The organism is Promicromonospora sp. NPDC052451, from assembly GCF_044547525.1.
GTDB lineage: Bacteria > Actinomycetota > Actinomycetes > Actinomycetales > Cellulomonadaceae > Promicromonospora.
The window spans coordinates 385,452-410,109 of record NZ_JBIUAP010000003.1; the positions used below are offsets into that span (position 1 = coordinate 385,452).

Here is a 24,658-nt window from a genome sequence, read left to right on the forward strand (position 1 = left end):
GGCGGAGTGTGGGTGGCGCGTGATGGGATAGGGGCGTGAACGGGGCAACGAGCCAGGCCGGGAGGGTCGCGGCGCAGCAGGAGGCGCTGCTCGGGCTCGACGAGGTCGGGGGCGAGGACGCCGGGCCCGGCGTGCCGCGGGCCAGGGACCCGCTGGGCAACGCCGAGACCAACGGCATCCCGATCGCCGCGACGCTCCCGGTGGCACGGGTGGTGCTCGACCTGCAGCCGGCGCACCTCGACCAGCCGTACGACTACCTGGTCCCGGCCACCATGGACCAGGACGCGCAGCCCGGTGTCCGGATCAAGGCCCGGTTCGGGCGGCAGGAGGTCGCCGGGTACGTCGTGGCGCGCCTGGCCACGTCCGATCACGACGGGCGGCTCGTGCCGCTGCGCAAGGTGGTGTCCGGCGAGCGGGTGCTGACGCCCCAGGTGCTGGAGCTCTGCCGTGCGGTCGCGGACCGCTACGCGGGCACCCTGGCCGACGTGCTCCGGCTGGCGGTGCCGCCGCGCCACGCGCGCGTCGAGAAGGAGGCGGCGGCCGAGGAACCGTCCGGTCCGGTGCCCGGCCGCCAGGAACCCCCGCACGGCGACGGCGCGCGTCCGGTCTCCGCGTGGGCACCCTACCGCGGCGGGGAGGCGTACCTCCGCCGGATCCTGGCGGGCGAGGCCCCGCGGGCGGTGTGGTCGGCGCTGCCCGGCGTGGGCACGGACACCGATGACGCCGCGACCCCGCACTGGGCGGCTGCCGTCGCGCAGGCGGTCCGCGCGTGCGTGGCGGGCGGGCGAGGGGCCCTCGTCGTGGTGCCCGACGCGCGGGACGCCGCGCGCGTGGGCGCGGCGCTGGAGGGCGCGGGCCTGGCCGAGGACGACGTCGTGCGGCTGCTGGCGGACGACGGGCCCGCACCCCGGTACCGCGCGTTCCTGCGGTCGCTGCGCGGCGCCGCACGGGTGGTGGTGGGCACGCGCGCCACGATGTTCGCGCCGGTCGCCGACCTCGGCCTCGTGGTCCTGTGGGGCGACGGCGAGGAGACCCTGGCCGAGCCCCACGCACCGTACCCGCACGCGCGCGACGTGCTGGCGCTGCGCGCGGAGCGGGAGGGGGCCGCGTTCCTGCTGGGTTCCCCGGGGCGGACGGCGCAGGCACAGGCGCTGCTCGTGTCCGGCTGGGCGCGCGAGCTCGCCGCGGCCCGCGACGTCGTGCGCGCCCGGGCTCCGCGCGTCCGGGCGCTGACGTCGGTGGAGCTGGCCCGGGACGGCGCCGCGGCGGCCGCCCGCCTGCCGTCCGTGGCGTGGCGGGCCGCGCGGGACGCCCTGGAGAGCGGCCCCGTGCTGGTCCAGGTGCCGCGGTCGGGATACCTGCCCGTCGTCGCGTGCTCGCGGTGCCGGGTCGCGGCCCGCTGCGCCCACTGCCACGGCCCGCTGGGCCTGCCGCACGCCGACGGCGCGCCCCAGTGCACGTGGTGCGGGCGCCTGGCGGGCGGCTGGCGCTGCGCGGAGTGCGGGTGGACGGGTCTGCGGTCGGTCCGGGTGGGCTCGGCCCGCACCGCCGAGGAGCTCGGCCGGGCGTTCACGGGGGTGCCGGTCCGGCTGTCGTCGGCGTCCGCCCCGGGCGGGGTGATCGACTCCGTGCCCGCCACGCCCGCGCTCGTCGTGGCGACCCCGGGCGCCGAGCCGGTCGCGGCGTCCGGGTACGCGACCGCGCTCCTGCTGGATGCCGCCGTGATGACCGGCGGCACGGGGCTCGCCGCGGGCACGGAGGCGCTGCACCGCTGGCTGGCCGCCGCGTCGCTGGTCCGCCCGGGACCGCACGGGCAGGTGCTGCTCGTGGGCGACGGCGCGCCCGGTCCCACGCAGGCCCTGGTGCGCTGGGACCCGGCGGGCTTCGCGGCGCGCGAGCTCGACGAGCGGGCCGAGCTGCACCTGCCGCCGGCCGTGCGGGTCGCCGCGGTGACGGGGGACCGCGCGGCGGTGGACGCGGTCGTGGCCCGGGTGGGTCTCCGCGAGGACCTGGGCTCCGGGTCGGGCGTGCTGGGACCGGTCGAGATCGGCCCCGACGGCGGACGCGGCCCCGGCGGCCGGGGCGGCGCGGCGCCGTCGGGCGGCTCGCGCGGGGGCGGGGTGCAGGCGCTCGACCTGCCCGTCCGCACCGTGCTGCGGGTGCCTCTGGCCCAGGGCGACGAGCTGGCCCGTAGGCTCAGGACGAGCCTCGCGGTCCGTTCCGCGCGACGCGAGGGCGGTACCGTCCGCGTCCAGCTCGACCCGAAGGAGATGCTGTGAGCACGAGCCCTGAGACCCACCCCGCGACCCGCCCTGGCGTCGGCACGGCTATCGACACCGTCGTCTACGACTTCGGCAACGTGCTGGTCGGCTGGGACCCGTTCGGGCCGTACGAGGGCCGGCCGCGGAGCGAGGTCGAGGCGTTCTTCGAGGCCGTGGACTTCGGGGCGATCAACCACGCCGCCGACGCCGGCACGCCGTACGCGGTGCTGCTCGAACGCGTCGCCCGGACCCACCCGGACCTGGTGGACGATCTGCGCCGGTACGTGGAGCACTACGAGCTCTCCCTGACCGGGCCGATCGACGGGTCGGCGGAGCTGGTCTCCGAGCTGAAGCAGCTCGGGCTCCGGCTCTACGGGCTGACCAACTGGCAGGCCGAGACGTTCCACAGCGCCGAGCCCGCGGCGCCCGCCATCGGGCTGATGGACGACGTGATCGTGTCCGGCCGCGAGGGCATGGCCAAGCCCGACCGGCGCATCTTCGAGCTGGTCGTCGAGCGGTTCGGCGTCGACCCGGCGCGTGCGGTCTTCGTGGACGACAAGGTGGTCAACGTGGACGCAGCCCGCGGCGTCGGGTTCCACGGGATCGTGTTCACGCACACGGGCGCCCTGCGGCGCGACCTGCGCGCCCTCGGGCTCCCGGTGGCCGGCTAGGACGGATCAGCCCCCGGCGACGTCGACGACGAGGTCGGACGGCGCCGCGGCCCGCAGGTCGTCGAGGGTGGCCACATCAGCCTCCGGGCGGGAGTCACCCGGCCCGGCAGCCGCGATGGCGTCCGCGACCGGCCAGGTCAGCGTGCCGTCGTCGTGCACGTCGCCCAGGAACGCGCCGTCGAACACGATGACCCACTCCGGTGGCGGCCACGGTTCGGGGCCGACGTGCGTCAGGAACAGCACCACGTCGTCGAGCGCGACCAGCTCCTCGGCCACCCGCTCGACGTCGGCCCGGCCGTCCACGCCCACGTGCACGGTGACGGCTCGGCCCTCCAGCCCCAGGTCACCCAGCGAGTCGACGACCTCGTCCACCTCGAACCGCAGGTCGATCATCGCCCGGCTCGGGTCCTCCGGCGTGCCCTGCGCCCAGTCCGTGAATCGGCCCATGGCCGCCAGCTCGGAGGCGTGCGCCTCGCCCACGTCGACGTACCGGACCGACGGGAGGGCGGCCGTGACCGACTCCGGGTACCAGGCGTAGTCGGCCGTCGGCGCGGGCAGGGCGAGCACCTCGGCGAAACCCGCTCCGCCGATGTCCTGGCCCGGCGGCGCCGGGGCGTCCGCCCCGCAGCCCGCCGGCAGGACGGCGCAGAGCGCCACCAGGGGCACGCCGAGCAGCGCGCGGTACCCGGCCCGGGCAGCAGCCCGGCGACCGGTCGGATCCTCGTGACGGCGCATGCGGGCCCTCCTGTGACCGGGAACGTGGTACCCGACTGTGTCCCGGCAGGGACCGTCCTTGCGCGCACCGGTGTCGCGACGGGCGAATCACCCGCACCCGCCGCACCGCACCCGCCGCACCGGGCCCGCGTACCCGCGCCGCGACCGGGCACGGACACCCCGGCCCGTGCCCGGTCGCGCCGCCCCGGTCACCCCGCACACCTAGACTGACCCGGTGCGTCTTCTCTTCGCCGGAACCCCCGAACCCGCAGTCGCCTCGCTCGACGCCCTCCTGCGCTCCCGCCACGAGGTGGTCGCCGTCCTGACCCGCGCCGACGCGCCGTCGGGCCGCGGGCGCAAGCTCACCCCGAGCCCCGTGCGCGCCCGGGCCGAGGAGGCCGGGATCCCGGTCATCACCGACACCCCCCGCGGCGACGAGTTCGTCGCCCGCCTGCGCGACCTGGACATCGACGCCGCGCCCGTGGTCGCCTACGGCCACATCCTGCGCCCCGCCGTCCTGGCCGTACCCCGCCTCGGCTGGGTCAACCTGCACTTCTCCGTGCTGCCCGCCTGGCGCGGCGCCGCCCCCGTGCAGCGCGCCGTCATCGCCGGCGACGAGATCACCGGAGCCACCACCTTCCTGCTCGACGAGGGCATGGACACCGGCCCCGTGCTCGGCACCACCACCGAGACCATCCGGCCCACCGACACCTCCGGCGACCTCCTCGCCCGCCTCGCCGTCTCCGGCGCCGAGCTCCTCGTGGCCAGCCTCGACGCCCTCGAGGACGGCACCCTCCAGCCGCAGCCCCAGCCCGCCGACGGCATCACCGTCGCGCCCAAGCTCACCACGGAGGACGCCCGGGTGACCTGGACCGACCCGGCGCTCGCGGTCGACCGGCTCGTGCGCGGCTGCACGCCCGCACCCGGCGCGTGGACCCTCCTGCCCGACGGCTCGCGCCTCGGGATCGGCCCGGTCTCGCCGCGGCCCGACGTCGTGGACCTGCGTGCCGGCGAGGTGCGCGCGCTCAAGCGCGAGGTGCTGGTGGGCACGGCCACGCACGCGGTCGCGCTGGGCGAGGTGCGGCCCGTGGGCAAGAAGGCCATGCCGGCACCCGACTGGGCGCGCGGCGGGGGACGGGCGCTCGTCGAGGCGGGCCTCGTGCTGGACGCTCGGGCAGAGCACGCGGCGCCGGGCGGGACGCCCGGCGCGCAGGGCGCCACGGCGGGTGCCACGGACGTGGTCGCATGAGCGGGTACGACGGCGGCCGCGGCTCCCGGGGTGGGTCGCACGGCGGTTCACACGGCGGTTCGCGCGACGGTTCGCGCGGCGGCGGCCGCGCGGCCGGTGACGAGCGGCGCAACGCGTCGGGGCGGCAGCGCTCCGCGGCACGGTTCCGCGGCGACGACCGGTCACGGACCTCCCAGGCGCCCTCCGAACGGCGCAAGCGCACCGACCCCGCCCGGACGGCGGCGTTCGACGTGCTGCGCGAGGTCGACGAGTCCGACGCGTACGCCAACCTGGTGCTGCCGCCGCTGCTGCGCGAGCGGCGCATCCGCGGCCGCGACGCCGGGTTCGCCACCGAGCTGACCTACGGCACGCTACGGCTGCGCGGGCGGTACGACGCGATCCTGGCCACCTGCGTGGACCGACCGCTGCCGGGCCTGGACCCGGCGCTGCTCGACGTGCTGCGGCTCGGGACGCACCAGCTCCTCGGCATGCGCGTGCCCGTGCACGCCGCCGTCTCGGAGACCGTGGGGCTCGCCCGCAACCGGGTCGGCGCCGGCCCGGCGCAGATGGTCAACGCGGTGCTGCGCCGGGTCTCGGAACGCACGCCGGACGAGTGGCTGTCGGTGCTCGAGAAGGAGGCGCCCGACGCCCTCGCGGGCCTCGCCGCCACCCAGTCCCACCCGCTGTGGGTCGTCCGGGCGCTGCGCGAGGCGCTGGCCGGCAACGGCCGCGCGGCGGACGAGATCGGCGACCTCCTCGCCGCCGACAACGCCGCACCCCGGGTCACCCTGGTGGCGCGGCCCGGTCTGGTGGACGCCGCCGACGAGAACGCCTGGGGCGACGTCGACCTCGTCGCCGGCCGCTGGGCGCCCACCGCGCTGCGGCTGGAGGGTTCCGACCCGTCCGGCGTCCCGGCAGTCCGCGAGGGTCTGGCGGGCGTGCAGGACGAAGGGTCCCAGCTCGTCGCCCTGGCCCTGGCCGCGGCCCCTCTGGAGGGCTCGGACGCGCGCTGGCTGGACCTGTGCGCCGGCCCGGGCGGCAAGGCGGCTCTCCTGGCGGCCCTGGCCGCGCAGCGCGGTGCCCGGCTCGTGGCCAACGAGGTGGCCCCGCACCGCGCCCGCCTGGTCGCCGGCGCGCTGGCCGCCCTGCCGGACGGCGCCGTCGAGGAGGTGCGCACCGGTGACGGCCGCGAGGTCGGCGTCGACGAGCCCGGTGCCTACGACCGGGTCCTGGTCGACGCGCCCTGCACGGGCCTGGGCGCGTTGCGCCGTCGGCCGGAGAGCCGGTGGCGCCGCACGCCGTCGGACCTCGCCGCCCTGACGGGGCTGCAGCGCGAGCTGCTGACGAGCGCCCTGGACGCCGTCCGGCCCGGGGGAGTGGTGGCGTACGTGACGTGCTCGCCGCACCTGGCCGAGACGCAGCTCGTCGTGGCGGACGTGCTGCGCCGCCGGGACGACGTCGAACGCCTGGACGCGCCCGCCGTGGTGCGGTCGGTGGTGCGCCCGGACGCCGAGATCCCGCTGGGCGACCGGGACGACGTGCAGCTGTGGCCGCACGTGCACGGTACGGACGCGATGCACCTGACGCTGCTGCGCCGGACCGCGTGACGGCCGGGGCGGTCCCGCCCGCCCCGGCCGTGGCCAGGCCGTGGTGGTCAGACGCCCGCCGGCGGCCACACCCCGATGATCACGGCCATGACCAGCACCGTGACCAGCTCGTGCGCGAGGTTCAGGGTGGTCAGGGCCGGCGGGCGGCCCTCGAAGGCGTCGTGCGTGATCATCCGCGCCGCCGTGAACCCGATCCAGAGCAGCACGCCGGTCACCACGGCCGCGGAGAGGAAGCCGCCCTGGTAGAACTCCCACGAGATGTAGACCGCACCGGCCAGCACCCAGGCGGTCAGGAAGCTGACCAGCACCGTCACGACGATGGGCCAGATGCCCGCGGCCTGCGCCGCCTTCGGGTCGACCCGGGCGAGCCGCATCCAGCGGGTGCCGAACACCTTCGGCGTGTACCAGACCGAGCCCACGACCAGCGTGGACAGGGTGGCCGCCACAACAGCCCAGTAGTTCACCTCGGGGATCATCGTCGCTCCCGGTCCGTCGGTGGCGCGCGGCGCGTGGCAGCGGGGTGCGCGCCCTAGGCTTGGCATCATGGCAGCCCTCATCGCCCCCAGCATCCTGTCCGCCGACTTCGCGAACCTGGAGCGCGACCTCGGCCGGATCGCCGACGCCGACTACGCCCACGTCGACGTCATGGACAACCACTTCGTGCCCAACCTGACGCTGGGGCTGCCGGTCTTCGAGCGGCTCGCGAAGGTGTCGCCGGTGCCGCTCGACGCCCACCTCATGATCGAGAACCCCGACCGGTGGGCGCCGGCGTTCGCCGAGGCGGGGGCGGCGTCGGTCACGTTCCACGCGGAGGCCGCGCAGGCGCCCGTGCGCCTGGCGCGCGAGCTGCGGCGGCTGGGGTCGCGTGCGGGCGTCGCGCTGCGGCCGGCCACCCCGGTGGAGCCGTTCCTGGACCTGCTGGCCGAGATCGACATGATCCTGGTGATGACCGTGGAGCCCGGCTTCGGCGGCCAGTCGTTCATCGAGGGCACCCTGCCCAAGATCCGGCGGGCACGCGAGGCCGTGAGCGAGTCCGGGCTGGACGTGTGGATCCAGGTGGACGGGGGAGTGTCGCGCGACACGATCGAGCGCGCGGCCGACGCCGGCGCGAACGTCTTCGTGGCGGGCTCGGCGGTGTACGGGGCCCAGGACATCCCGGCGGAGATCGCGACGCTGCGCGAGCTCGCGAGCAAGCACGTCCACTGACGCGTGACGAGGCTGGCACGCGCTGTCGTGCCTGACCGCGAAAATAGTGTGCCAAGCGCGCCGTGCCCACCTCGACGGCCGGGCGGGCCCAGGGAAGAAGCCCCGGTGACGAGGGGACCGGCGTCCCTGTGACGCAGGCCATGGTCGCGTGCCGCGCGAGGTGTGGCATGCTGGCGATCAGCAGTACGCACACACGTGCTCCGGGGTCGGTGAAATTCCGAGCCGGCGGTGACAGTCCGCGACCCGGGTCGTTCCTTCGGGAGGGATCCGGTTGACCTGGTGGAACTCCAGGACCGACGGTGAAAGTCCGGATGGGAGGAAGCACGTGCGGCGTCGGCCGTCCTGCGGACGTGCGGCGCCGTGACGCCGTACGCGCGGGCGGGACCGGTCCGGTCCTCGTCCGCGTACCCGTCGTCCGACCCCGGAGCACCGACGCTCGGGAAGGACGGCATGACCCAGTCGCAGAACAGCTCGACCGCGCCCACCGGCCCACGTGCCGCGCCGCCCGTGGCCTCCGCACCGGACCGGGGCCCGGCCGGGCCGGACGCCCGCGTCCTGGAAGCCGCGATGCGCCGGGCCCTCGACCTCGCCGCGCAGGGCCCCGCCCACGGCCCCAACCCGCGCGTCGGCTGCGTGCTCCTGGACGCCGCGGGCCGCACCGTCGCCGAGGGCTTCCACCGCGGAGCCGGGACGCCCCACGCCGAGGCCGCCGCGCTGGCGGCCGCCCGGGCGGGCGGCGTCGACCCCCGGGGCACGACGGCGGTCGTGACGCTGGAACCCTGCGCCCACCACGGCCGCACCGGACCCTGCGCGGACGCCCTGATCGAGGCCGGCGTGGCCGCCGTGCACGTGGCGGTCGAGGACCCCAACCCCGTGGCCATGGGCGGCGCCGGACGCCTGCGGGCCGCGGGCATCCCGGTCACCACGGGCCTGCTCGCCGCGGCGGGGGAGGAGTTGCTGCGCCCGTGGCTGCGCGCCGTGCGCACGGGGCGGCCGTACGTGACGCTCAAACTCGCGACGTCGCTCGACGGACGCGTCGCCGCGGCCGACGGCACCAGCCGCTGGATCACCGGAGCGACTGCCCGCGCCCACGCGCACGCGGTCCGTGCCCAGGTGGACGCGATCGCCGTCGGCACGGGGACGGTGGCCGTCGACGACCCGGCTCTCACGGCCCGCACCGTGGACGGGAGCCTCTTCGAGCACCAGCCCCTCCGGGTCGTCGTCGGCCACCGCACGGTGCCCGACGGAGCCCGCCTGCGCGGTCCGGGCGGCCTCCTGCTGCACCTGGCGACCCACGACCTCGACGCCGCGCTCCGGGAGCTGGGCGGGCGCGAGGTGCGGCACCTGCTCGTGGAGGGCGGCCCCGCCCTGGCGACCGCCCTCCTGGCCGCGGACGCCGTCGACGAGCTGCACGCGTACGTGGCCCCTGTGCTGCTCGGTGCGGGTTCCCCGGCCGTCAACGACCTGGGGGTCACCACGATCGGCGAGGCCGCACGCTTCACCACCCACGACGTCACGCGGCTGGGCGACGACATGCTGCTCGTCGCCCGTCGTACCGACCCCGCAGGGGCCCGGCCCGGTACGGCCGGCCGCCCCGGCGGGCACACCGAGGAGGAGATCTGATGTTCACCGGAATCGTCGAGGAGCTCGGCTCCGTCGTCTCGCTGGTCCGGCCCGACGGCGACCCCGGCGGCGGGCCGGCGCCGGACGCCGTCCTGACCGTCGCCGGCCCGCTCGCCACGTCGGACGCCCGCCCGGGTGACTCGATCGCCGTCGACGGCGTGTGCCTGACCGTCACGTCGGTGGCCGACGGCGCTTTCGTGGCCGAGGTGATGCCCGAGACGCTGCGCCGTACGTCCCTCGGCGCCCTCGCCCCCGGGGACCGGGTGAACCTGGAGCGGGCCCTGCTGGCCCACGGCCGCCTGGGTGGTCACGTGGTCCAGGGCCATGTGGACGGCGTGGCGACGCTCGCCCGGCGCACGCCCGGGCCGCGCTGGGACGACCTGGCGTTCACCGCGCCGGCGGCGCTGACCCGCTACGTCGCCGAGAAGGGCTCGATCGCCCTGTCCGGGGTCTCGCTGACGGTCACGTGGGTGTCCGACGAGGGCTTCGGGGTGTCGCTCATCCCCACCACGCTCGCCGCGACCACGCTCGGCGGGCTGGCCCCGGGCGACGTCGTGAACGTGGAGGTCGACGTGCTCGCCAAGTACGTGGAGCGGCTCCTGGCGGCTGGTGCGGTCGGCGGTGTCCCGGGTGGGGCGGCGGACGTGGCCGCCGGGACCGGGACGCCGGCCGGTGCGACGACCGGAGCCGGGCGATGAGCGGGGCGCTGCGGCCCACGGCAGGGGCGGTGGACGTCGCACGGGGGCCGGTGGAGGAGGCTCTCGCCGAGCTGGCCGCGGGCCGCCCGGTGCTGGTGGCCGACGACGCCGGGCGGGAGAACGAGGTCGACGTGGTGCTCGCTGCGAGCACGGCCACGCCCGAGTGGGTGGCCTGGACGGTGCGGCACTCGTCCGGCTACCTGTGCGCCCCGATGCCCGCGGACCGGGCGGACGCGCTGGGTCTGCCGCTGATGGTCGAGCGCAGCGAGGACCCGAGGACGACGGCGTACACGGTGTCGGTGGACGCCGCGACGGGCGTGACCACGGGGATCTCCGCCGCGGACCGCGCGCGGACCCTGCGGGTGCTGGGCGACCCCGCCACCGGCCCCCGGGACCTGATCCGGCCCGGTCACGTGCTGCCGTTGCGGGCGCGGCCCGGCGGCGTGCTGGAGCGTACGGGGCACACGGAGGCCGCCGTGGACCTGGTGCGGCTCGCCGGCGGACCGCAGGCGAGCCTCGGCGAGGTGGGCGCGATCGCCGAGCTCGTCCGGGACGACGGCGCGGTGATGCGTCTGCCCGAGGCCGAGGAGCTCGCCCGGCAGACGGGCCTCGTGGTGCTCACGGTGGCGGACCTGGTCGCGTGGCGTCTGGCCCACGACCCCGCCGCCGACGTCGCCCCGTCGTCTCCGCCTGCGCCGGCCGGCCGGGTCCGGCGGGTCGCGCAGGCAGCGCTGCCCACGCGGTTCGGGGACTTCCGGGTCGTGGCCTACCACGACCTGCACTCGGGCGCGGAGCACCTGGCCCTGACGCCGGCCCGCCTGCCCGGCCCGGCGACGACGGGTACGGCGCCCGGCACGCACGGGCGCCTGGTGCGCGTGCACTCCGAGTGCCTGACCGGCGACGGGCTGGGATCGCTGCGGTGCGACTGCGGCCCGCAGCTGGAGGCGTCGCTGGCGGCGGTGGCTGCCGAGGGCGGTGCCGTGGTGTACCTGCGGGGCCACGAGGGCCGGGGGATCGGCCTGGCCGCGAAGATCCAGGCCTACGCCCTCCAGGACACCGGCCGGGACACCGTGGAGGCCAACGTGGACCTGGGGCTGCCGGTCGACGCACGCGAGTACGGGGCGGCGTCGGCGATCCTGGCCGACCTCGGGCTCGACGACGTGACCCTGCTGACGAACAACCCGGAGAAGGTGACCGGGCTGCGCGCCGCGGGTACGACCGTGGCCGGGCGCCGCAGCCTGGTGGTCGGCCGGGGCGTGCACAACCACCGGTACCTGGAGACCAAGCGGACGGTGCTGGGCCACCGCATCGACCGCCTGGACCAGAACCAGTACGACGAGATCGACAACCAGGACGAAGGAGCATGCGCATGAGCGGCGTCGGAGCACCGAGCGTGACAGTTGACGGGACGGGCCTGCGGGTCGTGGTGGTGGCGGCGAGCTGGCACGAGCAGGTCATGGACGGGCTGCTGGCCGGGGCCCGCCGGGCACTGGGCGCAGCAGGCGCGGACTGGACCGAGGTGCGGGTACCGGGTTCGTTCGAGCTGCCGGTGGCGGCGTCCCGTGCGGCGGCCGGGGGAGCGGACGCGGTGGTCGCGCTCGGCGTGGTGATCCGCGGTGGCACGCCGCACTTCGAGTACGTCTGCTCGGCCGCGACGTCGGGCCTGACGGACGTGAGCGTCCGCACGGGGGTCCCGGTGGGCTTCGGTGTGCTGACGTGCGACGACGAGGCGCAGGCGCTGGACCGGGCAGGCCTCGAGGGCTCGCACGAGGACAAGGGGGCGGAGGCGGCGGAGGCGGCGCTCGCCACGGCGGTCGTGCTGCGGGACCTGGGCCGTGTCGTGCACTCCTGAATAAATAGTGTGCCAAGCGTCTCGACAACCAACCCCAGGTCCAGAAGACATCACCACAACGAGCAAAGAATCAGGGGTTCGCCACACATACGGGACATGAGAATCTCGGGCGGGCCGCCTGCTGCGGCTCACATGGTGCGGGCGGTTCCACGACCTCGGCGGACGGCGACGGTCGCAACCGTTGCGCTCGTTCTGGTCACGACCGGTGGACTGGCCGGCTGCGCCGCGGCGCAGCCGGCCGGGGGAGCGCAGCCCCGGGCCGCGACGGAGAGTGCGACCGGGGGAGGCGACGGGCGTCCCGTGACCAGCCCGGAGCCGCCGGCCGTGGCCTGCGTGGACTGGGTGCGGTTCGGCACCCCGGAGGAGGCCGCGGCCGACGCGGGCGCTGTGCTGCGCGGGACGGTCGTGGCGCGGGACGACACGGTGCTGATGTACGGCGTGGAGTCCCAGCGCTGGCTCGTCGACGTGGTGCAGGTGCTGGAGCGGCCCGACCCGCCGCCTGGCCGGGGCGAGCCGCAGCCGGAGCTCGACGTCACGGCCGGCGAGCGGATCGCCGTGGTCTCGACGCCGGAGACCTGCAGCGGCGACGCTCACCCGGGCGGTGACCCGCTGGACCCGGCGTCCGGTCTCGCGGACGAGGACGGCACGGTCCTCGTGCTCCTGTCCGCCGCCTCGGGCGAGGAGCCGGGCGACGACGTCGGCCTCCACCTGATCACCCCGTACCAGGGGGTGCTGACGCCCGCGGACGACGGCACGCTGCCCGTGGAGTGGCCCTCGCCATAGTCGCGACATGGCCAGAACGTGGGACGGCGGCCGGTGGCGCCCCCGTCGCCCGACTAGGCTGGGGTCGTGAAGACCTTCGAGACCCTGTTCGCCGAGCTGACCGAGAAGGCCCAGACCCGCCCCGCGGGTTCGGGCACCGTGGCCCAGCTGGACGCGGGCGTCCATGCGATCGGCAAGAAGGTCGTGGAGGAGGCCGCCGAGGTGTGGATGGCCGCCGAGTACCAGTCGGACACGGAGACCGCCGAGGAGATCTCGCAGCTCCTGTACCACCTGCAGGTCCTGATGGTGGCCAAGGGCCTGACCCTCGAGGACGTGTACACGCATCTGTGACCCGGCCTCGGCGCCGCTCGACCCCACCGGTCGGGCCGGCGCCGGGAGACCCGGGTCCGCAGGTCCGACGTACACCCAGAGAGGAACACCACATGCTGCGCATCGCAGTCCCCAACAAGGGCGCCCTGTCGGGCCCCGCCTCCGAGATGCTGCGCGAGGCGGGCTACCGCCAGCGCCGCGACACCCGCGAGCTGGTGCTCGCCGACCCCGAGAACGACGTCGAGTTCTTCTTCCTGCGCCCGCGCGACGTCGCGGTCTACGTGGGCACGGGCACGGTCGACGTCGGCATCACCGGTCGTGACCTGATGCTCGACTCGGGTGCCGACGCCGTCGAGCACCTGGGCCTGGGCTTCGCGCGGTCCACGTTCCGGTACGCGGCACCCGCCGGGCCCGGCGAGACCGAACCCGTGACCGAGATCGCGCAGATCGCGGGGCGCCGCGTGGCGTCGTCGTACACGACGCTCGTGGCGCAGCACCTGGCGAAGCAGGGCGTGGAGCCCGCCGCGATCGTGCACCTGGACGGTGCCGTGGAGTCGAGCGTGCGCCTCGGCGTCGCGGACGTGATCGCCGACGTCGTGGAGACCGGCACCACGCTGCGGGCCGCGGGCCTGGAGGTCTTCGGCGAGCCGATCCTGCGGTCGGAGGCCGTGCTGATCCGGCGGTCGGACACCGAGCCCCCGGCCGGCCTGGACATCCTGACCCGCCGGCTGGAGGGTGTGATCACCGCCCGGGAGTACGTGCTCATGGACTACGTGGTGCCCGCCTCCCGGCTGGAGGAGGCCGTGGCCATCACGCCCGGCAAGGAGTCGCCCACGGTGTCGGCACAGCACCACAGCGACGCGTGCGCGGTCCGGGTCATGGTCCCGCGCCGGGAGACGAACCGGATCATGGACGCCCTGTACGGCGTGGGTGCGCGGGCCATCATCGTCACGTCCATCCACGCCTCGCGGCTGTAGGCGTCATGGGTGCGCGGGCCGGCGACGGGGCGGACGGGGGAGCCGAGCGCTTCCGCGTGTTCCGCGGCCGGTTCGGCACGCCCGTGGCGTACGGGCTCGCGCTGCTGTCGGCCGGCGGGTGCACGTTCGTCGCGCTGGCGGCGACCGGTCAGGGCGCGGACACCGCGAACCGCATCGCGATCATCGTGTTCGGGCTGCTGGGCGCCGTGATCGCCTGGCGGTTCGGCGCGGTGCGCGCGGTGCCCGACCCGGACGGCCTGACCGTGGTCAACTACGCCTCCAGCCGGCGCCTGTCCTGGCCCGAGATCGTGACCGTCCGGTTCGGTCCCAACGATCCGTGGGTGCACCTCGACCTGTCCGACGGCGACGTGCTCGCCGTCATGGGCATCCAGCGCGCCGACGGCGAGCACGCCATGGCGGAGGCCCGCCGGCTGGTGGCCCTCATCGCGGAGCTCGGCGAGGCCCCGGAACCCGGCCCCGACTCCGCGAGGTAAGAACCGCGGCGAGACAGGACGGCCGGCACATCCTGAGGATGTGCCGGCCGTCTCTCGTTCGCGTTCGACCTCGCGGTGAGTGGGGTCAGCGGGTGCTGCGGGCCTCCCAGTGGGTGGAGCGGCCGCGCGGGCCGCGGTCGCCGTCCGGGCGGCGGTGGTCGCCGCCGCTGCGCGGGCCACGCTCGCCACCGCGCGGGGCGCCGCGGTCGAGCGTGATGCGCAGCGGCTTGCCGGCCACGCGGGCACGGGCCAGCCGGTCGAGCGCCTCGTTGTCGAGCGGTGCGGTGATGTCCACCAGCGAGAAGCTGCCGAAGATGTCGATCTTGCCGACGTCGGCGCCCGTGATGCCGCCCTCGCCGGTCAGCGCACCGACGATCCCGCCCGGCTGCACGCCGTGCGTGTGACCGACGGCGATGCGGTACCGCGTGCCGCGGGCGGGACGGCGGATGCCGCGCTCGCCCTCGGACCGGCCCCGCGAGGTGCGGTCGTGCCGGTCGCCGTCGCGGGTGCTGCGCCGGGCGGCAGCGGCCTTGGCCTCGGCCCGCTCGCGCTCGTACTCCTCCTGCTCGGCGCGGGCCCGGGGCCCGTCGTCACCGACCGCGAGCGCCGCCATGGCGGCGGCGACGTCGACGGGGTCGACGTCGTTGTCCTGGACGTAGGTGCGGATCATCTCGGTGTACATGTCGAGACGGCCTGCCTCGCGGCGGGCGGCGACCTTGTCGAGGGTGCGCTTGACCTGGTGGGCGGAGACGTCCTTGGGGGAGGGGATGTCTACTTCTTCGAGCTGGGTGCGGATGGTGCGCTCGATGGAGCGGAGCTTGCCGCGCTCGTGGGGGGTGACGAAGGTGAGGGCTTCGCCGGTGCGTCCGGCGCGGCCGGTGCGGCCGATGCGGTGGACGTAGGCCTCGGGTTCGCCGGGGACGTCGAAGTTGACGACCAGGCCGATGCGGTCGACGTCGAGGCCGCGGGCGGCGACGTCGGTGGCGACGAGGACGTCGAGGGCGCCGGAGCGGAGGCGCTCGACGATCTTCTCGCGCTCCTTCTGGGCGACGTCGCCGGAGATGGTGGCGGCGGAGATGCCCTTCTCGATGAGGGCGGAGCCGACGTCCTCGGCGGCGCCGCGGGTGCGGGTGAAGACGATGGCGGCGTCGGCGTCGGAGGTGGCCAGGACGCGGGCGAGCGAGCCGACCTTGTGGCGGAAGGGCACGACGGCGTAGGTCTGGCGCACGGCGGTGACGGTGGACGACTGCCGGGCGACGGCGATCTGGACCGGGTCGGTGAGGTGCTGGTCGGCGACCTTGCGGATGGCCGGGGGCATGGTGGCGGAGAAGAGGGCGACCTGGCGCTCGGCGGGTGCCTGGCCGAAGATCTCCTCGACGTCCTCGGCGAAGCCCATGCGGAGCATCTCGTCGGCCTCGTCGAGGACGAGGAAGCGGATGTCCTCCAGGCGCAGGGCGCCGCGCTCGAGGTGGTCCTTGATGCGGCCGGGGGTGCCGACGACGACGTGGACGCCGTCGCGCAGGGCGCGCTGCTGGGGTACGTAGGGGGCGCCGCCGTAGACGGGCAGGACGCGGACGTCGTTCATCTTGCTGGCGAACGACTCGATGGCGTCGGCGACCTGCATGGCGAGCTCGCGCGTGGGGGTCAGGACGAGGGCCTGGACCTTGCGCAGGGCGGGGTCGACGGCGGCGAGGAGCGGGAGGCCGAAGGCGGCGGTCTTGCCGGTTCCGGTCTGGGCGACGCCGGTGATGTCGCGGCCGGCGAGCAGCTCGGGGATGGCGCGGGCCTGGATGGCGGAGGGGGTGACGAAGCCGAGCTCGTCGATGGCGGCCATGAGGGGCGCGGGCAGGTCGAGGCTCGCGAAGGTCGGGCCGGTGGGCTCGGTGGTCGCGGGCGTGCTGGTGGTGGCCTCGGGGGCCGTGTCGTCGCCGGTCGTCGCGGCGGTGGCCTGGTCGGCGTCCTGGGCCGTGTCGGGGGCCGGGGCGTGCTCGGTGGGCGCGATCAGGTCATGGGTGTCGAGAGACATGCAGTGGTGCACCGTTCGTCGTCGGAGGGAGTCAGGGCCGAGGTGAGGGCCCTCGCGTCGCTCGCTCCCGAAAACACCTTCCCCGCAGCAGGGCTGCGGGCCTGTCGCACGGTGTGTGCGCACACGGGAAGACGACGAACTCCAAGGGGATGTGTCACCACCCTATCGGTTGCGGGGTGCTTCGGCACAGAGGCAGGGGGCGTGACGTGCGGCACGCGGGTGCGGAGCCGCACGTCAGGCCGGATCCGGGGGCCTGCGGCGTGCCAGTGCGTATACGCAACGCCTGCCCCGTAGGATGGCGGCCGAGACGAACCGGCGTGAGCAAGGGCGGTTTTGCGTGTCCACTGGGGCGGAGATGAGCTCCCGGGTCCTGACCGTACCCAACGTGATCAGCCTGGTGCGGCTGGCGCTCGTGCCGGTCTTCGCCTGGCTGATCGTGGTGGGCGAGGACGGTTGGGCGTTGCTGGTGCTCGCGGTCTCCGGTGTGACGGACTGGCTCGACGGTGTGCTGGCCCGGCGGCTGAACCAGGTGACCCGGCTCGGGCAGATGCTCGACCCGCTGGCGGACCGGCTGTTCATCTTCGTGACCCTGATCGGTCTGGCGTGGCGCGAGGTGGTGCCGCTGTGGCTGGTGGTGGCGATCGTGGCGCGGGACGTGCTGCTGGCCCTGACGGTGCCGGTGCTGGCCCGGCTCGGGTACGGCACGCTGAACGTGAGCATGGTGGGCAAGGTGGCGACGTTCGCGCTGCTGTACGCGTTCCCGCTGCTGCTGCTCGCCGAGGTGCCGGGCTGGCTGGGTGCGGTCGCGCACGTGGTGGGCTGGGCGTTCACGTGGTGGGGCGTGGGCCTGTACTGGCTGGCGGGCCTGCAGTACGTCGCGCAGGTGCGCAGGCTGGCGGCGGGGGCATGAGCGGACCGGCGGCACCGGGCCGTTCCCCGGGCCGCCGTCCGGACGAGTCGATGACGCTCCTGCGCGAGGTCACCGAGCGCCCCCTGGACCCCGGGTACGCGGAGATGGCGCAGCGGCGCGCCCGGCAGGCCGGGACGACGGCGGGAGCCCCGCGGCGCAGCCTGCCGAGCCTGCTGTCGATGACGCTCGTGGCCGCCGTGCTCGGGGCCGCGACCACGGTGGCCGTGCTGGACCTGCGAGCGCCGCAGCCGGAGGTGTCGCGGGGGCGTGCGGTGCTGATCGAGCAGATCCGCGAGCGCAGCGTGCAGGTGGAGTCGTTGTCGGACCGGGCGGCGGCTCTGAGTGCCCAGGTGGACGGCCTGCAGGTGGATGGTCTGCTGCCGTCTGCGCTGCTGGAGATCAACGCGCTGGACCGGTGGGTCAACGGTGCGGTGGCGGTACGGGGTCCGGGCCTGGTGGTGCGGCTGACCGACGGGTCGGGTGGCGGGCTGGTGGAGCCGGGTGATGCGCCGGCGGAGTCGCGGGTGCGGGACGCGGACGTGCAGTTCGTGGTCAACGAGCTCTGGGCCGCGGGTGCGGAGGCCGTGGCGGTCAACGACCAGCGGCTGACGTCGCTGTCGGCGATCCGGAACGCGGGTGACGCGATCCTGGTGGACCTGCAGCCGCTGAACGGGCCGACGTACACGATCGAGGCTGTCGGTGACCCGGAGGACATGCAGGTGGAGTTCGCGCGGTCGGCGGGGCTGGGGTTCCTGCAGCTGCTGAGCGCGGAGTACGACATCAAGAACGAGGTGACCACCAGCGAGGGGATGTACCTGCCCGGTGCGGGGTCGCCCACGCTGCGGTACGCGCACGTGCCTCGTGCTCAGGACAGCACCCGGAACGGTGCCCAGGACAGTGCTCAGGACGGATCCGAGGAGGACAACGGATGATCGCGATCATCGGGCTCGTGATCGGGGTGGTCGCCGGTCTGGTGCTGCAGCCGACCGTGCCGCTGATGCTGCAGCCTTATCTGCCCATCGCGGTGGTGGCGGCGCTGGACGCCCTGTTCGGTGGCTTCCGGGCCATGCTCGACGGGATGTTCGACGACAAGGTGTTCCTGGTCTCGTTCCTGTCGAACGTCGTGGTGGCCGCGTTCATCGTGTTCCTGGGCGACCAGCTCGGTGTCGGCGGGCAGCTCTCCACCGCGGTCGTGGTGGTGCTGGGCATCCGGATCTTCTCCAACGCGGCGTCCATCCGCCGGCACATCTTCAAGGCGTGAGCGTGAGCACGGGCAAGGACCGGGAGACCCCCGACCAGGCGGCGGGCGCACCGGACGAGACCCCGGACGCGCCGGACGCGGCGTCGTCCGACGCGTCCTCGGGCCGGCCGCCGAGAGCGCACGACGCCGCTGAGGACCCGGTGGACCCGGTCCAGGCGACGGAGAGCGGCGACCCCGAGGAGACGCCCACCGCCGATCAGCCGAATCAGCCTGACCCGACGGACCCGACGGACCGGGCGGACCGGGCGGACCCGACGGACGAGCCTGGAGAGGCCGCCCAGCCTGCCGAGTCCGCCGATCCGGACGGCGCCCGTCCCGGCGCCGCCCCGGCGGCGTCCGGCTGGCGGCGCGCGGCCCATCTCCTGCGCCCTCGCGGTACGCGCTCGGAGCTGCTGGCGGGCCTGCTGTGCCTGCTGCTGGGCTTCGCGCTGGCGGTCCAGGTGGGGCAGTCCACGGGCGACCAGCTCAGCGGACTGCGCCAGGACGAGCTCGTGCGGCTCCTGGACGAGGTGACGCAGCGCGCCGACCAGCTCGACGCTGAGGTCTCGGACCTGGAGGAGATCCGCGACGACCTGCAGTCCGAGGACGGCCGCGACCAGGCGGCCCGCGACCTCGCGCAGCAGCGCGCGCAGCAGGAGGGCATCCTGTCGGGCCGGCTGCCCGCGCAGGGTCCGGGGGTGCACATCCACGTGGCCGACGGCGACAAGCCGCTCGAGGCCCAGGTGCTGTTCAACCTGCTGGAGGAGCTGCGCAACGCCGGCGCCGAGGCGATCGAGGTCAACGGGGTCCGGCTGGTCACCACGAGCTACTTCGTGGACTCGGGCGGCGGCGTCGTGCTCGACGGCGCAGCCGTGGCCTCCCCGTACGAGTGGACCGCCATCGGCGACCCGAAGACGATCGACCGCGCCCTGGAGATCCCCGGGGGCGCACTGCCCCGGATCCGGGAGGAGGGCGGCGAGGCGACCACCACACCGTCCGACCAGGTCACCGTGGACGCGGTACGCATCCCGGGCGAACCGGAGCACGCCGAACCCGACGACGGGCAGTGACCGGGGCGCACCGGGAACGACCTTGCGGAACTGGCATGCGGAACCGCCGTGACGTGGGTAGTTTTATCCGGGTTGGTTCCTCCGCCTGGTTCCCGCTTCCATCTCGATCGGGGTAGGTTGAGTGGAACCTGGGCGGCGCCCCGCGCGTTGACCCCGAAACAGCAGTACACGGCAGTACGACGGACCCATCCCAGCACCCCACCCCCGCACCCGAGGAGACCTGATGACGGACCCCAGCGCCCATCCGGTCGGGCCCGATACCACGGCCAACCTGGGTCGCATCGCGTTCCCGACCTCCGACGAGCAGGCGCCCCGCACGGCGCTGAGCCCGGAAGAAGCCGCAGCCGTCGCCGCGCTCCCGCGCCACTCCGCCCTGCTCATCGTGCAGCGCGGCCCGGGATTCGGCGCACGCTTCCTCCTGGACACCGGCCGTGCGGTCGCGGGGCGCAGCGAGCAGGCCGACATCTTCCTCGACGATGTCACCGTGTCCCGCAAGCACGCCGAGTTCGTCCGCGAGGGCGACTCGTTCGTCGTCCGCGACATCGGCTCACTGAACGGCACCTACGTCAACCGCGGTCGCATCGACGCCGCGACCCTGGTCACGGGCGACGAGGTGCAGATCGGCAAGTTCCGCCTCACCTTCCACGCCAGCCCGCAGGCGCCGACGCAGTGGGGCGCGGGGACGCCCGCCCCGTGACGGCCGGCGCCGCACGCGTCCACCGCGACCCCGAGCCCGGTCCCGACCCCGCGTCGGGCCGGGACCCGGGCGACGCCGACGCGCCCTGGCCCCGGGGCATCTCCCGGCAGCCCACCATGCGCATCAGCGACGTGCTGCGCGCCCTGGGCCAGGAGTTCCCCTCCGTGTCGCACTCCAAGCTGCGCTTCCTGGAGGAGCAGGGCCTCATCGAGCCCGTGCGGACGCCGTCGGGCTACCGGCAGTACAGCCAGGCCGACGTCGAACGCCTGCGCTTCGTCCTGACCGAGCAGCGCGACAGCTACATGCCGCTGAAGGCCATCAAGGAACGCCTGGCCGCGATGGACGCCGACCCCGACTCGGCAGAGCACCCCGCACCGCGCCTGGCCGGCGTCGGCGCGCCCGCCCGGCGCCGCTGGACCGCACGGTCCGTGGCCGACGCCGCCGGCGTCACCGAGGAGTTCGTGCAGGACCTGGCCCGGTCCGGGCTGCTGCCCGCCTCCGGCGGCACCTTCGGCTCCAGCGCCGTCGACGTCGTCCGCATCGCCGCGGCCCTGGCCCAGTTCGGCATCGAACCCCGCCACCTGCGCTCCTTCCGCACCGCCGCCGACCGGCAGGTCACGCTCGTGGACCAGGTCGTGGCCCCGCTGCGCAGCCAGCAGGCCACCGCCGCGCGGGGCCGCGCGGCCAGCATGGCCGGTGAGATGGGCGAGCTGTTCACCCGGCTGCACGCCGCCTGGATCCGGCAGGGCATCGACGACCTCGGCTGAGACGGGATTTCACCCTTCTTTGGCATGTGGTCGACCACCACGTGACCAGAAAATTGCTCCGAGCGCGCGACGCGCGACCGCCGGACGCCGTACGGTGAAAGAGTGAGGCCGGACGACGTACCGATGGTTCCCGTGGAGATCCTCGGTGTGCGACAGCAGCAACGCGATCAGGAGATCGTCGTGCTGCTGCTCGACAGTGCCGCCGACCTCGCCGTCCCGATCGTCATCGGCGCCCGTGAGGCCAGCGCGATCGCGATGGCGCAGGCCGGCCTGGCCACCCCGCGGCCCATGACCCACGACCTGCTGCGGGACGTGCTGGGCGCCGTGGGCGTCGTGCTCGAACGCGTCGAGATCGTCGCCCTGGAGGGCGGCATCTATTTCGCCGAGCTCGTGCTGAGCAACGGCGTGCACCTCGACTCGCGCGCCTCCGACGCGATCGCGCTGGCCGTGCGCACCGGCAGCCCCGTCCTGTGCTCGGCCGAGATCGTGGCTCTCGCCGGCGTCGAGATCGTCGACGTCGACCAGCAGGCCGAGGTCGAGCGCTTCCGCGACTTCCTGGACCACGTCACCCCCGAGGACTTCCTCGGACCACCCGGCGGAGGGAGCCCCGGACCCGGACGCAACGGCTGACCGCCACCCCGCCCGGGGAACAACTCGCGACACGCCGGGCGTTTCACGGCGCGCATCTTTGAAATCACCTACGACGCGCCATAGCGTGGCCACGACACCCCAGGAGGCACAGTGAACACCAGCGGTGAGAGAGCCACACGCGCTACGGTCCCGCACGGCGCGCAGGGTCTCCTCTTCGGTGAGGACCTGACGGAGCAGGACGCCACGACCGGCTACCGCGGCACCACGGCGTGCCACATCGCCGGCATCACCTACCGTCAGCTCGACTACTGGGCCCGCACAGGCCTGGTCGAGCCGAGCATCAAGCCCGCCACCGGGTCCGGCACCCACCGGTTGTACAGCTTCCGCGACATCCTTGTGCTCAAGGTCGTCAAGAGACTCCTGGACACCGGCGTCTCCCTGCAGCAGATCCGCACCGCCGTCACCGCGCTGCGGGAACGCGGCGTCGAGGACCTGGCCCAGATCACCCTCATGTCCGACGGCGCGAGCGTGTACGAGTGCACCTCGCCCGACGAGGTCGTCGACCTCGTGGCCGGCGGTCAGGGCGTGTTCGGGATCGCCGTCGGGCGGGTCTGGCGCGAGATCGAGGGCACCCTGTCCCAGATGCCGACCGAGACCATCGAGCAGGGCGAGCCCGGCGTCCCCGCCGTCGAGGGCGACGAGCTGGCGCAGCGGCGGGCCGCGCGGTCCGCCGTCTGACCGCACCACCCGCCCGGCGGGCGTAGCCTGCCACCATGCAGCTCACCTTCCACGGGCACGCGTGCGTCTCGGTCGCTCTGCCCGACGGCGCACGCGTCGTCATCGATCCCGGCACCTTCAGCGACACCGGCGCGCTCACGGGCGCCACGGCCGTGCTTGTCACCCACGACCACGCCGACCACCTGGACCCGGCCGCCGTCGCAGAACACCTCCGCACCACCCCAGCGGCCCAGGTCTGGGGGCCGGCGTCCGCCATCGAGAACCTCGCCACCGCGGGCGCCGCCCGCGAGCGCCTGCACGCAGTGACGCCCGGTGACGTGCTGGAGGTCGGCGGTGCGCGGGTCACGGTGGGCGGGGGTGCGCATGCCGAGATCCACCCGGAGGTGCCTGGTCTGCCGGTGAACGTGACCTACCTGGTCGAGGCCGACGGACACAGCGTGTACCACCCGGGTGACTCCTTCGTGCCGCCCGCGCAGGTGCCCGGTGGCCGGGTCGGCGTGCTGCTGGTGCCGGTGTCGGGGCCGTGGATGAAGCTGCGGGAGGCGATCGACTTCGCGCGTTCGGTTCCGGCGGTCACGGTGGTCCCGGTGCACGACGGGCTGTTGTCCGACATCGGGCACATGCTGACGGGCCGGTGGCTGGACACGGCGCGGCTCGGTGGGCAGTACGTCTATGCGCGGCTGACGGCGGGGGAGTCGCTGGCGGCCTGAGGACGGCCTGAACCGGCGGCCTGGTCCCGCTGTGCTCCCGTGCTACAGCAGGGGGCGCAGCGGGATGAGGAGGTACTCGCCGATCTTGGCGACGGTGCCGCGCTCCTCCCACTGGGCGAGGGTGAGCTCGGTGGCGTTGGACAGGTCCATGGCGAACACGTCCTCCATGCGGGCGGCCAGGCCGGGGTCGACGATCTCGAGGTTGACCTCGTAGTTGCCGGTGAGGCTGAGCCGGTCGATGTTGGCGGTGCCGATGGTGGTCCAGCGGCGGTCGATGGTCGCGGTCTTGGCGTGCACCATGGCGCCCTGGTACAGGAAGATGCGGACGCCGCCGCGCAGCAGGGAGGCGTACTGGCCGCGGGCGAGCCAGTCGGCCACGACGTGGTTGGAGCGGTGCGGTACCAGGACGCGGACGTCGACGCCGCGGGCGGCGGCCGCCAGCAGCGCGGCGTGGATGTCGTGGTCGGGGATGAAGTACGCCTGGGTGATGTAGACGTGGCTGGTGGCGCGGTCGATGGCGTCGAGGTAGATGCCGCGGATCGGGAAGACGAGCTCGGAGGGGGCGTTGCGGGCCGCCTTGAGGTGCGGCATCCACGTGTTCGACCCGATGTCGGTCAGCACGGGGTGGCGTGGCTTGCGGTGCCGGTTCCAGAAGTCGACGAACGCGTTGCGCAGCTCCCACACGGACGGTCCGGCAAGGCGTACGTGGGTGTCGCGCCACTGGGTGGCGTACAGGGAGCCGATGTTGTACCCGCCGACGAACCCGATCTCGTCGTCGACCACGAGGATCTTGCGGTGGTCGCGCCCGGAGGTGCGGACGTTCAGGTAGGCCATGCCGCGGCGCAGCACGGGGAACCGCAGCACGTGCACGGACGGCGGGAAGCGGAAGAACGAGTAGGGCACGACGAGGTTGGCGAAGCCGTCCACGATGACGTAGACGTCGACACCACGGTCGGCGGCGTCGATGACGGCCTGCTTGAACTGCCGCCCGACCTCGTCGTCCTTCCAGATGTAGGACTCCAGCATCACCGAGGTGCGGGCGCCGCGGATGGCTTCCAGCATCGCGTCGTACAGGTCGGCGCCGTAGGTGTAGACGGTGGTGGCGGTCTCGTCGATGTACTCGGTGAGGGGCTTCTCGGTGGGGAACTTCTCCGTGAGCGGGTGCATGCGCCGCCGGATCTTGTCCGTGACGGTCAGCGCGACCGCGGCGGTGACGGGCACGGCGGCCGCCACGATCGCCGCGCGCGTGGCGAACGTGCGCACCTGCCGGACGAAGTCCGGGGGCAGGTCGAGGGTGAGCTTCGGCAGGCTGGGAAACTTGCGGGACGGCACGCACTCACGGTACCCGCTCCCACCTCGGGGATCTCGGAATGACCGGCGCGTCGGCCTGCACCCGGTGTTCCTCCGCCGCGAGCGCCCGGTCGGTGGGAGGATTGGCTGCAGGTCCAGGGGGCGGAAGCCGAAGCTGTCCGACGTGCGTGCCCTG

Annotated in this window: 26 protein-coding genes and 1 riboswitch; of the genes, 22 read left to right on the forward strand and 4 right to left on the reverse strand. The window is 74.6% G+C overall.

The features are described 5' to 3' along the window. The first annotated feature begins 35 nt into the window (after nt 1-35). Entirely contained in the window at nt 36-2,279 is a 2,244-nt protein-coding gene (locus ACIG47_RS07445; protein ID WP_397430269.1) for a primosomal protein N', read from the forward strand. Further along, nucleotides 2,276-2,932, forward strand: a complete 657-nt coding sequence (locus ACIG47_RS07450) for an HAD family hydrolase (RefSeq protein WP_397430270.1) — start codon at nt 2,276-2,278, stop codon at nt 2,930-2,932. Before ACIG47_RS07445 ends, ACIG47_RS07450 begins: the two co-directional genes overlap by 4 nt. Before the next feature lie 6 nt (nt 2,933-2,938). Here the strand turns inward: ACIG47_RS07450 and ACIG47_RS07455 are convergent, their stop codons facing one another. Beyond that, nucleotides 2,939-3,667 carry a hypothetical protein gene (locus ACIG47_RS07455; RefSeq protein ID WP_397430271.1) on the reverse strand — a complete coding sequence of 243 codons (729 nt, stop codon included), beginning with the start codon at nt 3,665-3,667 and terminating at the stop codon, nt 2,939-2,941. Between the two features lie 214 nt (nt 3,668-3,881). On the opposite strand from ACIG47_RS07455, the gene fmt reads away from it, so the two are divergent. Further along, the gene (gene fmt / locus ACIG47_RS07460; protein ID WP_397430272.1) at nt 3,882-4,895 is read left to right on the forward strand and encodes a methionyl-tRNA formyltransferase; all 1,014 of its coding nucleotides are present in this window, start codon (nt 3,882-3,884) and stop codon (nt 4,893-4,895) included. Beyond that, nucleotides 4,892-6,481, forward strand: a complete 1,590-nt coding sequence (locus ACIG47_RS07465; protein WP_397430273.1) for an RsmB/NOP family class I SAM-dependent RNA methyltransferase — start codon at nt 4,892-4,894, stop codon at nt 6,479-6,481. Before fmt ends, ACIG47_RS07465 begins: the two co-directional genes overlap by 4 nt. A gap of 47 nt (nt 6,482-6,528) precedes the next feature. On the opposite strand, the gene ACIG47_RS07470 is transcribed toward ACIG47_RS07465, so the two are convergent. Continuing rightward, nucleotides 6,529-6,957: a DUF1761 domain-containing protein gene (locus tag ACIG47_RS07470; RefSeq protein ID WP_397418204.1), complete on the reverse strand. Its 429-nt coding sequence runs from the start codon at nt 6,955-6,957 to the stop codon at nt 6,529-6,531. 67 nt (nt 6,958-7,024) lie between these two features. On the opposite strand from ACIG47_RS07470, the gene rpe reads away from it, so the two are divergent. The 9 genes from rpe (at nt 7,025) to ACIG47_RS07515 (ending at nt 14,423) form a co-directional block, all read left to right on the forward strand. Beyond that, on the forward strand, nt 7,025-7,687 hold the full coding sequence (gene rpe / locus ACIG47_RS07475; RefSeq protein WP_397418202.1) for a ribulose-phosphate 3-epimerase: 663 nt from the start codon (nt 7,025-7,027) through the stop codon (nt 7,685-7,687). 191 nt (nt 7,688-7,878) lie between these two features. Next, a riboswitch (FMN riboswitch) is annotated at nt 7,879-8,016 on the forward strand. Between the two features lie 121 nt (nt 8,017-8,137). Next, nucleotides 8,138-9,310 carry a bifunctional diaminohydroxyphosphoribosylaminopyrimidine deaminase/5-amino-6-(5-phosphoribosylamino)uracil reductase RibD gene (gene ribD, locus ACIG47_RS07480; protein ID WP_397430274.1) on the forward strand — a complete coding sequence of 391 codons (1,173 nt, stop codon included), beginning with the start codon at nt 8,138-8,140 and terminating at the stop codon, nt 9,308-9,310. Beyond that, nucleotides 9,310-10,008: a riboflavin synthase gene (locus ACIG47_RS07485; protein WP_397418198.1), complete on the forward strand. Its 699-nt coding sequence runs from the start codon at nt 9,310-9,312 to the stop codon at nt 10,006-10,008. The genes ribD and ACIG47_RS07485 overlap by 1 nt, the downstream gene beginning before the upstream one ends. After that, entirely contained in the window at nt 10,005-11,381 is a 1,377-nt protein-coding gene (gene ribB, locus ACIG47_RS07490) for a 3,4-dihydroxy-2-butanone-4-phosphate synthase (RefSeq protein WP_397430275.1), read from the forward strand. The genes ACIG47_RS07485 and ribB overlap by 4 nt, the downstream gene beginning before the upstream one ends. After that, nucleotides 11,378-11,860: a 6,7-dimethyl-8-ribityllumazine synthase gene (gene ribH, locus ACIG47_RS07495; protein WP_397430276.1), complete on the forward strand. Its 483-nt coding sequence runs from the start codon at nt 11,378-11,380 to the stop codon at nt 11,858-11,860. The genes ribB and ribH overlap by 4 nt, the downstream gene beginning before the upstream one ends. A 300-nt stretch (nt 11,861-12,160) precedes the next feature. Beyond that, entirely contained in the window at nt 12,161-12,643 is a 483-nt protein-coding gene (locus tag ACIG47_RS07500; RefSeq protein WP_397430277.1) for a hypothetical protein, read from the forward strand. 66 nt (nt 12,644-12,709) lie between these two features. Beyond that, the gene (locus tag ACIG47_RS07505) at nt 12,710-12,973 is read left to right on the forward strand and encodes a phosphoribosyl-ATP diphosphatase (RefSeq protein ID WP_397430278.1); all 264 of its coding nucleotides are present in this window, start codon (nt 12,710-12,712) and stop codon (nt 12,971-12,973) included. 92 nt (nt 12,974-13,065) lie between these two features. Next, nucleotides 13,066-13,929: an ATP phosphoribosyltransferase gene (gene hisG / locus ACIG47_RS07510; protein WP_397417345.1), complete on the forward strand. Its 864-nt coding sequence runs from the start codon at nt 13,066-13,068 to the stop codon at nt 13,927-13,929. A gap of 5 nt (nt 13,930-13,934) precedes the next feature. Then, entirely contained in the window at nt 13,935-14,423 is a 489-nt protein-coding gene (locus ACIG47_RS07515) for a PH domain-containing protein (RefSeq protein WP_397430279.1), read from the forward strand. 85 nt (nt 14,424-14,508) lie between these two features. Here the strand turns inward: ACIG47_RS07515 and ACIG47_RS07520 are convergent, their stop codons facing one another. Next, nucleotides 14,509-16,449 (reverse strand): DEAD/DEAH box helicase, encoded by a 1,941-nt coding sequence (locus ACIG47_RS07520; RefSeq protein WP_397430280.1) that lies wholly within the window; start codon nt 16,447-16,449, stop codon nt 14,509-14,511. A gap of 355 nt (nt 16,450-16,804) precedes the next feature. Between ACIG47_RS07520 and ACIG47_RS07525 the strand changes: the two genes are divergently transcribed. The 9 genes from ACIG47_RS07525 (at nt 16,805) to ACIG47_RS07565 (ending at nt 23,172) form a co-directional block, all read left to right on the forward strand. Beyond that, entirely contained in the window at nt 16,805-17,359 is a 555-nt protein-coding gene (locus ACIG47_RS07525) for a CDP-alcohol phosphatidyltransferase family protein (protein WP_397417353.1), read from the forward strand. After that, a complete protein-coding gene (locus tag ACIG47_RS07530; protein WP_397430281.1) occupies nt 17,356-18,291 on the forward strand; it encodes a DUF881 domain-containing protein in 936 nt (311 codons plus the stop codon). Before ACIG47_RS07525 ends, ACIG47_RS07530 begins: the two co-directional genes overlap by 4 nt. Next, entirely contained in the window at nt 18,288-18,620 is a 333-nt protein-coding gene (locus tag ACIG47_RS07535; protein ID WP_397417357.1) for a small basic family protein, read from the forward strand. The genes ACIG47_RS07530 and ACIG47_RS07535 overlap by 4 nt, the downstream gene beginning before the upstream one ends. After that, nucleotides 18,617-19,669, forward strand: a complete 1,053-nt coding sequence (locus ACIG47_RS07540; protein ID WP_397430282.1) for a DUF881 domain-containing protein — start codon at nt 18,617-18,619, stop codon at nt 19,667-19,669. Before ACIG47_RS07535 ends, ACIG47_RS07540 begins: the two co-directional genes overlap by 4 nt. 223 nt (nt 19,670-19,892) lie before the next feature. Next, on the forward strand, nt 19,893-20,366 hold the full coding sequence (locus tag ACIG47_RS07545; RefSeq protein ID WP_397417362.1) for an FHA domain-containing protein: 474 nt from the start codon (nt 19,893-19,895) through the stop codon (nt 20,364-20,366). After that, nucleotides 20,363-21,133, forward strand: coding sequence for a MerR family transcriptional regulator (locus ACIG47_RS07550; protein ID WP_397430283.1), 771 nt, complete (start codon nt 20,363-20,365; stop codon nt 21,131-21,133). The genes ACIG47_RS07545 and ACIG47_RS07550 overlap by 4 nt, the downstream gene beginning before the upstream one ends. A gap of 123 nt (nt 21,134-21,256) precedes the next feature. After that, nucleotides 21,257-21,763 (forward strand): bifunctional nuclease family protein, encoded by a 507-nt coding sequence (locus ACIG47_RS07555; RefSeq protein ID WP_397417541.1) that lies wholly within the window; start codon nt 21,257-21,259, stop codon nt 21,761-21,763. Nucleotides 21,764-21,874: 111 nt separating this feature from the next. Then, nucleotides 21,875-22,462, forward strand: a complete 588-nt coding sequence (locus tag ACIG47_RS07560) for a MerR family transcriptional regulator (RefSeq protein WP_119145523.1) — start codon at nt 21,875-21,877, stop codon at nt 22,460-22,462. 35 nt (nt 22,463-22,497) lie between these two features. Continuing rightward, nucleotides 22,498-23,172 carry an MBL fold metallo-hydrolase gene (locus ACIG47_RS07565; RefSeq protein WP_397430284.1) on the forward strand — a complete coding sequence of 225 codons (675 nt, stop codon included), beginning with the start codon at nt 22,498-22,500 and terminating at the stop codon, nt 23,170-23,172. Nucleotides 23,173-23,214: 42 nt separating this feature from the next. On the opposite strand, the gene ACIG47_RS07570 is transcribed toward ACIG47_RS07565, so the two are convergent. Continuing rightward, nucleotides 23,215-24,504, reverse strand: a complete 1,290-nt coding sequence (locus ACIG47_RS07570) for a phosphatidylserine/phosphatidylglycerophosphate/cardiolipin synthase family protein (RefSeq protein ID WP_397430285.1) — start codon at nt 24,502-24,504, stop codon at nt 23,215-23,217. Nucleotides 24,505-24,658 lie beyond the last annotated feature (154 nt).